The 12,167-nt window shown below is 53.7% G+C and carries 13 protein-coding genes; 7 read left to right on the top strand and 6 right to left on the bottom strand.

The genetic code is table 11. From position 1 onward, the window contains the following. Window positions 1-48: 48 nt before the first annotated feature. The 3 genes from F1C16_RS23035 to F1C16_RS14025 all read right to left on the bottom strand — a co-directional run bounded on the left by F1C16_RS23035 (window position 49) and on the right by F1C16_RS14025 (window position 2,610). Window positions 49-705, bottom strand: coding sequence for a hypothetical protein (locus F1C16_RS23035; RefSeq protein WP_258048912.1), 657 nt, complete (start codon window positions 703-705; stop codon window positions 49-51). Then, a complete protein-coding gene (locus F1C16_RS23030) occupies window positions 698-1,786 on the bottom strand; it encodes an APC family permease (RefSeq protein WP_258048911.1) in 1,089 nt (362 codons plus the stop codon). Before F1C16_RS23030 ends, F1C16_RS23035 begins: the two co-directional genes overlap by 8 nt. Before the next feature lie 146 nt (window positions 1,787-1,932). Beyond that, entirely contained in the window at window positions 1,933-2,610 is a 678-nt protein-coding gene (locus F1C16_RS14025) for an IS1595 family transposase (protein WP_185281262.1), read from the bottom strand. 85 nt (window positions 2,611-2,695) lie between these two features. Here F1C16_RS14025 and F1C16_RS14020 point away from each other — a divergent pair, with 85 nt between their 5' ends. After that, window positions 2,696-3,928: an acyl-CoA dehydrogenase family protein gene (locus F1C16_RS14020; protein WP_219733335.1), complete on the top strand. Its 1,233-nt coding sequence runs from the start codon at window positions 2,696-2,698 to the stop codon at window positions 3,926-3,928. A gap of 88 nt (window positions 3,929-4,016) precedes the next feature. Then, window positions 4,017-4,367, top strand: coding sequence for an HIRAN domain-containing protein (locus tag F1C16_RS14015; protein ID WP_185281261.1), 351 nt, complete (start codon window positions 4,017-4,019; stop codon window positions 4,365-4,367). Window positions 4,368-4,371: 4 nt separating this feature from the next. Here F1C16_RS14015 and F1C16_RS14010 read toward each other — a convergent pair whose 3' ends face one another. Then, window positions 4,372-4,833 (bottom strand): DUF4268 domain-containing protein, encoded by a 462-nt coding sequence (locus F1C16_RS14010; protein WP_185281260.1) that lies wholly within the window; start codon window positions 4,831-4,833, stop codon window positions 4,372-4,374. After that, window positions 4,817-6,505, bottom strand: coding sequence for a glycosyltransferase family 39 protein (locus F1C16_RS14005; protein ID WP_185281259.1), 1,689 nt, complete (start codon window positions 6,503-6,505; stop codon window positions 4,817-4,819). Before F1C16_RS14005 ends, F1C16_RS14010 begins: the two co-directional genes overlap by 17 nt. Window positions 6,506-6,834: 329 nt before the next feature. Here F1C16_RS14005 and F1C16_RS14000 point away from each other — a divergent pair, with 329 nt between their 5' ends. Both F1C16_RS14000 and F1C16_RS13995 read left to right on the top strand, forming a co-directional pair. Then, entirely contained in the window at window positions 6,835-7,494 is a 660-nt protein-coding gene (locus F1C16_RS14000) for an HAD family hydrolase (protein ID WP_185281258.1), read from the top strand. A gap of 4 nt (window positions 7,495-7,498) precedes the next feature. Further along, window positions 7,499-8,530 carry a UbiA family prenyltransferase gene (locus F1C16_RS13995; RefSeq protein WP_185281257.1) on the top strand — a complete coding sequence of 344 codons (1,032 nt, stop codon included), beginning with the start codon at window positions 7,499-7,501 and terminating at the stop codon, window positions 8,528-8,530. 105 nt (window positions 8,531-8,635) lie between these two features. Here the strand turns inward: F1C16_RS13995 and F1C16_RS13990 are convergent, their stop codons facing one another. Next, entirely contained in the window at window positions 8,636-9,631 is a 996-nt protein-coding gene (locus tag F1C16_RS13990; RefSeq protein WP_185281256.1) for a hypothetical protein, read from the bottom strand. 302 nt (window positions 9,632-9,933) lie between these two features. Between F1C16_RS13990 and F1C16_RS13985 the strand changes: the two genes are divergently transcribed. The 3 genes from F1C16_RS13985 to F1C16_RS13975 all read left to right on the top strand — a co-directional run bounded on the left by F1C16_RS13985 (window position 9,934) and on the right by F1C16_RS13975 (window position 12,167). Then, window positions 9,934-10,344 (top strand): DUF4332 domain-containing protein, encoded by a 411-nt coding sequence (locus F1C16_RS13985; RefSeq protein WP_185281255.1) that lies wholly within the window; start codon window positions 9,934-9,936, stop codon window positions 10,342-10,344. Between the two features lie 207 nt (window positions 10,345-10,551). Next, complete coding sequence (gene ruvB, locus F1C16_RS13980) at window positions 10,552-11,598, top strand: Holliday junction branch migration DNA helicase RuvB (RefSeq protein ID WP_185281254.1); 1,047 nt, start codon at window positions 10,552-10,554, stop codon at window positions 11,596-11,598. 221 nt (window positions 11,599-11,819) lie between these two features. After that, window positions 11,820-12,167, top strand: a complete 348-nt coding sequence (locus F1C16_RS13975) for a nuclear transport factor 2 family protein (RefSeq protein ID WP_185284342.1) — start codon at window positions 11,820-11,822, stop codon at window positions 12,165-12,167.

The raw sequence follows: 12,167 nt of genomic DNA, 5'->3' as shown, positions 1-12,167 counted from the left end.
TCGTCCACAAAATCCGTGTCATCCAATAAATCCGAGCGAATCCGTGGTTCAGATAATCAAGCGCACGCCACCCAACTCAGAAATCTGGTAGGGGAACCGGTCGCCGGGAGAGCCGATGAACATGAAGTTTTTGGGGATGTTCCACTCCTGCGAGAGCTGGTCGATGAGGGCGGGTCCGAACTGGCCTTTGAGCGGTACAAAGTCAATCACGATTTCCTCGTAGGCACGGTCTAATACTTTAATATCTCGGAGCAAATCCTGGGAAAACGTTTCGCCCTCACGTAGCAGCGTCACAATTTTAAGACGGTTGGTAAACTCGTTTTCGACCACGTAGGACATGACTTTATTGAGGTTCGATACGTTGTCACCCTTGGTGAAGAATACGAATTCCTGGCGATTCAGCTCGTGTAGCTGCCGCTTAATGGTAACCTGCGTAAGGCGCGAAACGCGGGGCGAGTGTTTGGCAAACGACTCTGCGCCAGCTAGAATAAGGTTTAGAATGGCCGTGCGATTCAGCATGGCCGCCACCACTAGCATGGATGGCACGAAGTATTGCAGGAAAACCACTAAGTAATCGGGCCGGATGCGGATGTTGCCGTACAGCGCCGTGACAACGCCCACCAGCGCCAACGCCACCGTAACGACACCTGCGTACACCGGCCGGGGTAGGTTGGGCCGCTTGCGCTTGAGCAGGAAGTTACCCAACGCGAAAAAAGGCCATTACCGACAGAAACGAAATGGTATACACGCCCGCCAACGGCCCCAGCTCGCCGTTCGTAATCAGCAGAACCGATATACACAGCAGAAAGAAGGTAATGAGGATGATGTAGTTGCTTTGGCGCTTATTTTCTTTCAGAAAGAACTGGGGTAGGATGCGGTCCAGGGCCATGCGCTTCATCAGCCCGCTCACGCCCACAAAACTGGTGAGCACGGCACCGCTGAGCACCGCCACGGCATCCACCGAAATAAGGGTAGCCAGCCAAGGACCGCCAGTAGTGGTGCCGAGGTAGGAAAGCAAAGTTTCAGTGTGCTCACCCACCTCGCCTAGCGGCAGCGCAGCCACGGCCAGCAACGCCAGCAGGGGGTTGAACACCGTAACCACCACCCACATATTGCGCAGCGTTTTCTGAAATACGCCCTCAGCTTGCTCCTCCACAAAGTTGGCCGAGCTTTCAAAGCCCGAAATGCCCAGCATAGCCGCGCTGAAACCCAGGAAAAGCGCCGATGAGAGGCTCCCTTGCAACGGCATGTGCCAGTTTTCGACTAAAGTGCTCAGCCCATGCGTAAACAAATACCACCCTGTGACGCCCACCAGTAAGGTGAGTGAGAACAAATGCAGCACGAAAATGCCCACAGCCACCACCGCCGACTCAGAAATGCCTAGGATGGTGAGTAGTAGAAAAAAACCCAACAGCAGCACCGTGGCCGTGATGATAGGTAGGCCGTGCCAAAGCGTGTGCAGGTAGTGCATGGCCTCGGAGGCCGAAATAACGGCCGTAGCCATATAAGACAAGATAGTGAGGCAGGCGGCCACGGCCGCGTTGCGCTTGCTGGTAGTGTTCAAGAGCACGTTGTAGGCGCCCCCATTGAGGGGTAGGGCGCCCACGACCTCGCCATAAATGCGACGGAATAAGAACAGCACGCCTCCCACAATCAGCAGAGCTACCCACGCGTATTGGCCCGCATACGCAATAGCCAGTGCCGACACGTATAGGCAGGAAGAGGATATGTCGTTGCCACAGATAGCAGTGGCTTCCAATTCGTTTAGTTTTTTCTCGTGGCTCATCGGGTATAGCGTAGGAGGGGATAGAAGGTGTACGGGGGTAGTCGGGTAAAAGGTGGGAAAAGCTCGGCCGGCACTTGCTTCCTGCTTGGTTTACGGGAACAATTTGCCCCTTCGCAATTGCTTAGGGGCTTAGGAAGCAAAACTAATTAGAGGGGCTGTTGACGAAGCAATTTAAGTAAGAGTTTGTACAGGTCTTCGTGGCGATGATTGAAGCGAAACTCGGCCTCTTTCAAGTGTAGTAAAAACGTATGGTTGGGCACGCCCTTGAAGCGTTGCAGATGGGCTTTGGCAAAGCTCCAAAATGATTCAATCCCGTTGATATGCGAGGCTCCCTGGACAAACTCGTTCTGCCCATGATGCACCCGAAAATGACGGTCGTAGCCCACGTCCACCAAGCCATCATAGCCGCGCCAGCCATCGGTGTTGACCATCGCCGTGACATCAATCTTACCCCGAATAATAGCTTGCAGGGTCTTTTTCGAGCAATCCGGGACGATTTCCGTGTATACCTGAGCCCCGCGTTTGAACAGGCCAAAGACAATGGTTTTACCCCCCGCTCCCCGGCCCCGTTTGCCGCGTACGCGCCGCGGGCCGAAGTAGCTCTCGTCCAGTTCGACGGCCCCGTCCAGGTCAGCCGGCACCGGGCTGCAAGCTAGCAGCCGGTGGCGCAGGCGCAGGTATATGTCGTTGACCGCGCGTACGCTCAGACCCGTCAGCCGGGCCGCGTCCGAAGCCGTCAAATCCAGCGCGAAAAGACGCAACAAGTAGCGAAATTTGACCTCGGAAATTTTGCTGCACTTATAATAGCGGTTAGTTTGCTGCATAACAGGAAGTTATGCCCCATTCCTCGCTTTTTGCTTCCTAAGCCCCTTGCTTATATTTGACAACCAAACCCCACCCCGCTAGTCTATGTCTTCCCAAGCCGATATCCTCTCGCCCCAAAAGAAAGCCGACCGCGCCCACGGCTCCACCAATGCTGCTGGCTTCACCGACTATTTCGACCTCGACGGCCTGCTCACGGAGGAGCACAAGCTCATCCGCCAGACCATTCGGGACTTTGTGAAGCGGGAGATTTCGCCCAATATCGAGCGTTGGGCGCAGGAGGCGCATTTCCCCTCCGAAATCGTACGCAAGTTTGGTGAGGTAGGTGCCTTCGGTCCTACCATCCCCACAGAGTACGGCGGCGGTGGCCTCGATTATATCAGCTACGGCCTGATTATGCAGGAAATCGAGCGCGGCGACTCGGGTATGCGCTCCACGGCCTCGGTGCAGGGCTCGTTGGTGATGTTCCCGATTTACCAATACGGTTCGGAAGAGCAGAAGCAGAAGTTCCTACCCAAACTGGCCTCGGGCGAATGGCTGGGCTGCTTCGGCCTGACGGAACCCGACCACGGCTCTAACCCCGGCGGCATGGTCACGAAGTTGGAAGACAAAGGCGACTACTACCTGCTAAACGGGGCCAAGCTCTGGATCAGCAACTCGCCAGAGTGCCAGGTGGCCGTGGTGTGGGCCAAAAACGAGGAAGGCCGCATCAAAGGCGTGATTGTGGAGCGCGGCATGGAAGGCTTCACTACCCCCGAAATCCACAACAAATGGAGCCTGCGCGCCTCCTGCACCGGCGAGCTGGTGTTCGATAACGTGCGCATACCCAAAGAAAACGTGCTGCCGAACGTGGAAGGCCTCAAAGGCCCGCTCTCCTGCCTCGACTCGGCCCGTTTCGGTATTGCCTGGGGCGCCATCGGTGCGGCTATTGATTGCTACGAGTCGGCCTTGAAGTATTCGTTGGAGCGCGAGCAGTTTGGCAAACCCATCGGCGGCTTCCAGCTGCAGCAGCGCAAGCTGGCCGAAATGCTCACGGAGATTACCAAAGCCCAATTGATGGCCTGGCGCCTGGGCGTGCTCAAAAACGAAGGCAAGGCCACGTCAGCCCAAATCAGTATGGCCAAGCGCAACTCGGTGCACATGGCCTTAGAGGTAGCCCGCGAGGCCCGCCAGATTCACGGCGGCATGGGCATCACGGGCGAGTACCCCATCATGCGCCACATGATGAACCTGGAATCGGTGATTACTTATGAGGGTACACACGATATTCACCTGCTGATTACGGGGGCGGATATTACGGGGATTCAGGCGTTTAAATAATCCCTGAATTGGGTTTGGGGAGACGGGCACGGCCGTACTTCCCAGCATCCGCCTATATTAGCCCATCCATTTATTTGATCTGACCTCTATGGCTGCCGCACCTGCTCCTTCTGCTTCGCCCTTGGTTTTGCTTGAATGCCTGATTGCCGGCACCTCCCACCGCGAGGGCCTGAAGGCCTACGAGCCGCAGCTACAGCTAGGCCAGGCCCTGACGCTGGAGCGCGAGGCCGATAGCTCCTACGACGATTGGGCCGTGCGCGTGTACACGGCCGGCCCCGAGCCGATGTGGCTCGGCTACCTCCCCGAAGGCCGCAACGAAACCGTAGCCCGCCTCCTCGACGCCGATTTCGCATTGGCTGGCCGCCTCACCCACAAAGCCTGGGAAGACGAGTGGCTGTACCTGGAAATGGAAGTAGTCCTACCCATTCAGGAGGTATAACGCTTCAGCGCAAGTCGTCGAAGGCATATTGCGCAGTGCTCCAGAACTCGTCTAGGGCTACCAGACGCGGTTTGAAGAAGGAAATCAGTCGGGGCCAGTCGTCGCGGTTGAACAGGTTGACGGGCGCCAGCTCCTGGTAGATGCGCGCTATGGGCTGGCCGTTGGCGTCGTGCGTTTCGGGCTCCCAGGTCCAGGCTTCGCCTGTGGCTTCCTCCAGCCACCGGCGCACCTCCTTGAATTGCTCGAAGAACAACTCCCGGATGCCGGCATCTGGGTGGGTAAGCTCAATGCCAATGCTGGCCCGGCGCCCATCGGCGTGCATGCGGAAGTAGACGTGCTTCAGGCCGGTTTTGTAGTTGATCCAGTTGGTAGGCAGCCCTTCGGCCGACGGAACCGGGGCCATGTATTGCCCAAAGGTGGTCCAGAAAGCCTGCCGTAGCTGCGTGACTTCAGTTTTGCTGTACATGAGGGGTAGAGCGGCGGCGGGGTAGGCCAAACAGGTTTGCGTGCGTAGTACGCATCTGGTAGGAGGCCTGCCGCGGCCGGTGAGTGGTCGTCATGATACGGCGGTTGAGCCGCTGAAACAGTACGGTGTCGCTTTCTAGGTAGTACCAGGCGGGCTTGCCATCGTAGTCGCCAATAGTACCCTTGTACAGCTCATCGTACACCAGCCAACCCCGGTGGCCCTGGGTGGCAGCGGCAAACTCATCAGCTGTTTTATCGATGTAGGTAGGAATGCTGCGCGAAGCCGGCCGGTAGTCGTGACCCAGTACGGCGTTATATTTCAAAGGGTAGGCGAGCTTATAATAGCGGTAAGGCGGCACGTGGTTCCAGTTCAAGTACACCACATCGCCGGGCTGATACCGGTCATTTATGAACTGAAAAGCCTCCCGGAAGTACGATTTCTTATAGCCGCCAAACAATCCTGGGTCGGCTAGCTGGCGGGCCGAAGCCGCTAATGGCGGCAACAGCAGCAGCAGGGGTAGCACCCACTGCCAACTCGCTTTCACACGATTCCCAATAGCCGCGCAGCCACTGGCAATAAACAGAATAAACACTGGCGCCAGAAACACAATCAGACGCTCATACACCGGATACTTGCGTAGCGCCGAGGCAACCACCGTGAGCAGAATGGCAAATAGCAACACCAGAAACAGTTGCCGCTGCCGCCGAAAAAGCACAAAAGCACCCACCGCCAAACACCCCAGCGGCACGAGGCGCAGCACCAGGCGCGGCAGCGTGCTGCCAAGGGTGCGCAGGTCTAGCAGAAGACCAAGGGGATAGTCCAGCGCCATGTAGAGCTGGTAGAAAGGCCACCGCACAGCAGCCCGCGTAGCGGCTACGGGCATAAAGGCGTCCAGCGTTTCAAACCAATACACCAGCCAGCCCGACTCAGTATAGCGGCCCGTGAAGAGCAAATAGTTGAGCGCGAAGCTGAGCAGCCAAACGGTAAATGGCACCAACTGTCGCCAGAAGCGCGGCCAGTCGCGGTGCCACAAGTGCCATAGGCTTAGGGCACCAGCAATGGCCATCAGTATAAAGATGCTGGCGTAGGAAAACCACACCAGCGCCGCCCCACCCACGGCCCACAGCAGCAATGGCCGCCATTGCTGCGCTGTATAAAAACGGAGATAGAGATACAACGCTACCACAGTAGCCAGCAGCTCGGCGCTGTACTGCTTGATTTCGACACTATGATATACCAGCGGTGGCGCCAGTGCCAGTATGCCCATGGCCACAGCCGCACCCAGCGGCGACAGTACCCGGCGGCTAACCGGTACAAACAGCGCCAAAGCACCCAGCGAACAGAGCAGCGGAACCAGTCGCAACGCCATTTCCTGCTTACCAAAGAGCAGCACCGACAAGCGGCAGAGCCACAGAAACAGAATGGGGGCTTTCTGTTCGTACTCTAGAGCAGGCTGCGCCAACTGCTCAAAATCCATCCGAATCAGGCTATTGGCTACGTACACTTCATCAATCCACAGCGAGCGGTTGTCGAAGAAGTGAAACAGCCGAAGAGCTACACCAAAGCTCAACAGCAGTCCGAAAACGATTTGCCAACTGAGTACGCCGTGGGTGAGCCGCTGACGGATGAAATAAACATTAGCAATAGGAGAAAAAGTAGTGCTTATAGCCATGCAGCGACGCTTAAGGGATGCGGTTGTAAATATTTTCACTTAAAACGAGTAATATTTTATATGGGTTATATGCAAAAAAAATACAGATGAACTAATGATTTACCGTTCATTGAAAGATGTAAAAATGATTGTTTGCAGTCGATAGATGTAGAATACATGATCAAATATGCGTCGGTTAAACTCATTAATAGTGACTTTGAAATATACAAAACAGTATTAATGTTGTTATTTTTATATTGAACTGTATTATGACAATAACCGTAACTTGTTCGCGATTCATACAAACAGCATTTTCGTTGTCTTCAACTCTACTACCTGCGTTATCCACAATGAAGGCCGTTATATTCGATGTAGATGGGACGCTCTATGATCAGTCCCGTCTGCGTCGCAAGATGCTATATGCACTGTTGGGCTACTATGCACTGCGTCCTTGGCGGGCGCAAGAACTGTTAATTCTAAGCAAGTTTCGGGCAGAGCGGGAAAAGCGCTCTGGTGCTGTTGGCCCCGATCTGGAAAACGCTCAGTATACGTGGTGCGCCGAAAAAGGCGGGTATTCTATTCCTAAAATTAAGCGCACAGTAGAGCAGTGGATATTCCGCAGCCCCAATCGGTATTTGGCGCAGTGCGTGTATCCGGGCACGCAGACCTTTTTTGAGACCCTACGGCAGCGCGGGATTAAAATCGGTATCTACTCCGATTACGCCGCGCACGACAAGCTGGTAGCAATGGGCTTGCAGGCTGACATCGTGGTAAGCTCCACCGACCCCTTCATTGACCGCATGAAGCCGAACCCAGAAGGCCTGCTCTACATTGCTCAGCAACTAGAGGTAGCACCGGAAGAATGCCTGTTCATTGGCGACCGGCAGGAATTAGATGGCGTGTGTGCAGAACGCGCCAACATGCCCTACCGCATCGTGGACAAACAGCCGTTTGCCCAATTCGATTTCTATCACACTCTGAAAAATCAGTTGTTCCCCTCCACCAACTAGACTTATGGAAAACACTTTTATCCTTTCTGACACTGACAGTCAGGAGACAACTACGTTGCAGCCAGCGGGCCTACGCGACTACATCGCCATTGCGCGTCCCGACAATTGGGCCAAGAACGTCTTTATGATGCCGGGTGTCCTTTTCGCCCTGCTCGTCTACCGTTTAGATCTCGACTCATTCTTCGTACTAAAGCTGCTGATGGGAATAGCAAGTACTTGCCTGATAGCATCGGCCAACTACGTTATCAATGAATACTTGGATGCTGAATTCGATAAGTTTCACCCACTGAAGAAGAAGCGCACATCCGTGGTGCGCGTTGTCAACCCAACGATAGTATATCTAGAATGGGCGTTGCTAGCTACTGTGGGTCTGACGCTGGGCTACCTGATTTCCGTACAGTTTCTGTTAGTATCGGCTTTCTTGCTATTCATGGGCGTAATGTACAACGTGCGTCCTTTTCGTACGAAGGAAAGAGTATTTCTAGATGTATTGTCGGAATCAGTTAATAACCCAATCAGATTCGCTCTAGGCTGGTTTATTGTAGCACCTGCCCTTCATTTGTCAACCTTTAAAGGAGCTGATCTTTTCTGGAGCCTACCATCATCCAGCATTCTGATTGCCTATTGGATGGGCGGCGCTTTCCTGATGGCTACCAAGCGTTTCGCAGAGTACCGCCTCATCGGCAACTCCGAGCTGGCCGGCCTGTACCGTCGCTCCTTTAAGTTCTACACCGAGCACAGTCTGCTGATTTCGATGTTCTTCTATGCCCTCACATCGGCTTTCTTCCTAGGTATTTTTCTGATCAAAAACCGGGTAGAGCTGCTAATTAGCTTCCCGTTCTTTGCGCTGCTATTTGCCTGGTACCTCCGCCTCGGGCTATTGCAGAATTCGCCGGTGCAAGGCTCCGAAAAGCTCTACACTCGGAAGTGGTTTATGCTGTACGTTGTTTTGTTCTGCATTTTACTCACAGCGCTTATGTTTATAGACATTCCGTGGTTGCATTTATTCCTGCAGGAAACGTACTCGCTTAATTAATTCTGAAATTGCGGTAGTCAGGTTATTAAAATAAATGACCTGTATATAGTCAACCGATACAACATACTGGCGTCCCGTTAAGCTTAACGGAGCGCCAGTATGTTTTTACCCCAATAGCTCAGCCAGCGCCGCTATTTCCTGCCGTGCCTGCTGCACGGTGGGCTCTTGGCCAAATTCCCGGTCAACCCAACCAATAAAACCCGTTGCCAGGGCGGCCACGGCCTGGCGGCTGGTGCCAGGGGTAGCCGCCACAGGGTAGTCGGCGAGGGGTAGGGCATCCTCTAGGCCCAGTGTGCCCAGCACATCCGATACAAAAGCCAGCGCGCACACGTGCAGTACCTGGTAAAGCAGCACCAGCTCCGGTAAGCTTAGCGGGAGCCGTTCACCGGCTTCCACTGCGCTCAGCCGCGTGGTAATGGCTTCTATGGCCGAGTCGGATAACGTGGTAAGTGAGGGTAGGGCTTTTAGTAAAGGGTGAGCTGAGGCCGCCGTGGTATGACGCAATTCCTGCGTGAGTAGCAGCGCCAAGCGCAACAATTGCAAACGCCCCTCATCGAAACCCAGGGTAGCCGCTGGTGGCAACGCTGGGCGTAAACTAGCTTCGTGCTGCTCGAAAACCGCCTCTATCTGCTGCTGGCGGCGGCGCAGCGGTGCCAGGGCCGCCGCGCCACTCGGGCCGGCCAGAAACTGCTCTAGCGCATTTTCCAACTCAGCGCTAAGCTGTAGGCAATACGTGAAAAGGCTTTCCAATTCCTCATCCGAGAGTTGCATGTGCTGCCGCAGGTAGGCGCGCACTGCCGCGCCTAGCGGGCTGATTAGGGCCGCCCTACCCAGTAGTACATAGTCGTAGAGGCGGAGCGGCCGGGTGGCTATTGTTTCTTCCAGCTCGGCAGTGGAGGCCAGCCCCGCCAGTTGGGCTACGGTAGGGGCATCAAGACGAGTGAGTGCGGTAATGGCTTCCTGAGCCGTTGCTGCCGCAGGCACTTGGAAAAAGTGCTGCGTAGCCATGCCCAGCGCAGATAAGGCTGGCGCTAGTTGGGCATAGGTAGTAGGTGGCAAAGGCCGCAGAGAGTGGTCAGGCGAGTGCGTGAAGGAAAGCATGTGCAAAGGTGGCGAAGAAGACTGAATTGTTGCTTCAGTATATCTTTTTAATAAATAAAAAAATGGGTTATATATTTATTATTTGCTCTGCTGTAATTAAAGCATAATATAAAATTGTAAAAATAAATTATAGTGAATAATATGAATTTATAGTGCTTTGTAACAGTTATTTATAATGATAAAAAAAGCTGTGATGTGTAGTTTTTATTTGGCAATACAGTCTATTTAAATTGCATTTATATATTATTTTTTGTATCTTTGTATTATCAATTTTAAATAAATCATTCACCTAATTCATACACATGCACTATCAAATCAATTCTATCAAAAGTATTTCGGCTAAACAAGCAGCTACCCTCGAGCAGGAAGGCATTATGACGTCAGACGCGCTACTGCGCGCAGCACGTACACCCGCCGACCGCCGCGAGCTGGCTCGCAACACGGGTATCGAGGAAATGAAGATCTTTAAATGGGTAAACTACGCTGACTTGTCGCGTATCGACGGGCTGGAGCCTGGCCTGACCGCTCTCTTAGAGCAAGCCGGCATCACCACCATGCTCGATCTGCGGGGCCGCTCGCCGTTCAGCCTGCACAGCAAGCTCGTAGCCCTCAATAAGGAACACCAAGTAGTAAATGCTGTGCCTGATATGCTGCAAATGGCTGATATTGTGAATCATGCCAAGAGCCTGGAGCCAGAAGTTTCCTATCAATAAGTAATACGGGCACAGCTGTTGCCCTAGATCCCACTCAGCAGAAAACCGCGTTGGCGCTTCATATTCGAAACGCCAGCGCGGTTTTTTGTTTCATTTATACTATTGGTATTAGTAATGTCTGTGCCAGTTGAAAAAATGCTAATGTAATGGGACAAATTGCGAAATGGTGCTGTTCTATAGCCAACCACAATCCGCTTACCTTTGCATATGCGTGAACCCTTCCTTACTGGCGGCGACGAGCACTACGACGCCACGGACAAAGATATTGACAAGGCCCTGCGCCCGCTTAGCTTCGACGACTTTGCCGGACAGGACAAGGTAGTCGAGAACCTGAAAATCTTTGTGGCCGCCGCCAAACGCCGCGGCGATGCCCTCGACCATGTGCTGTTGCACGGACCTCCCGGCCTGGGCAAAACCACGCTGTCGCACATCATTGCCAACGAGTTGGGCGCGGGCATCAAAATGACCAGCGGCCCGGTACTCGACAAGCCCAGCGACCTGGCCGGCTTGCTCACCAACCTCGACCCGCACGACGTACTCTTCATTGACGAGATTCACCGCCTTAACCCGGTGGTAGAAGAATACCTGTACTCGGCTATGGAGGACTACCGCATCGACATCATGCTCGATTCGGGTCCGAATGCGCGCTCGGTGCAGATTTCGCTGTCGCCCTTCACGCTCATTGGTGCTACTACCCGCTCGGGCCTGCTTACGTCGCCGTTGCGGGCGCGTTTCGGCATCAATTCGCGCCTGGAGTACTACGATGCCAAACTGCTGACCAGCATTGTGCAGCGTTCTGCTGAAATCCTGGGCACGCCGATTTACGAGGATGCTGCCTACGAAATTGCGCGCCGCTCGCGCGGTACGCCCCGTATTGCCAACAACTTGCTGCGTCGCACCCGCGACTTCGCCCAGATTAAGGGAACAGGCACCATCACGGTGGAAATAGCCCAGTTTGCCCTCAACGCTCTTGACGTAGACGCCCGTGGCCTCGACGACATGGACAAACGTATCCTGAGCACCATCATCGATAAGTTCAAAGGTGGCCCAGTGGGCATCAGCACCATTGCTACGGCTTGCGGTGAAGAAGGCGAAACAATTGAGGAAGTGTACGAACCGTTCCTGATTCAGGAAGGCTACATCAAGCGCACTTCCCGCGGCCGCGAGGCCACCGAAGCTGCCTACTTGCATTTAGGTAGGCAAATGCCTCAGCATTTGCGCGGCAATACGAGTACGGGGGAGTTGTTTAGTTGATTTGCACGCTCAGGTACTAGTCAAAAAGCGCTCTAAGATAGTATGACAAGCTATTTTAGAGCGCTTTTATGTGTTAAGGATGTTAATTAGCACAGATACCCCGTGTCGAATACAGTTATATACGTCAGTGACTTGCAAGCTAAAATTCGGATCATACGCAGACTATCTTGTCGCTAAGAAGAACACCTGTAAACTGGTATCGTAAAATCAAAAACATAGCGATGCAAAACCAAGAATTAATCACTAAAGCGTACGCTGCCTTCAATGCCCGGGATATTGACGCGGCGCTTACAACCATGCATCCTGAGATTCAGTGGCCTAAGGCATTTGAAGGAGGCTACGTGAGTGACCATGCGGCTATTCGGGATTATTGGACACGTCAATGGTCGGAAATAAACCCTAGGGTTGAGCCAGTTGAATGCACAGCTAGACAAGATGGAACTCTGGAAGTTACCGTTCATCAGGTAGTCAGGGACTTGCAGGACAAGCTGCTATTCGATGGAGTAGTGAAGCATATATACACGTTGCAGCAGGGTCTACTACGTCGCATGGACATCGAACTAACCTAA

The sequence above is a fragment of the Hymenobacter sp. NBH84 genome, assembly GCF_014217645.1.
Lineage (GTDB): Bacteria > Bacteroidota > Bacteroidia > Cytophagales > Hymenobacteraceae > Hymenobacter > Hymenobacter profundi.
The sequence above is the reverse complement of the archived record's forward strand: the minus strand, read 5'-3'. Positions and strand labels throughout refer to the sequence as shown.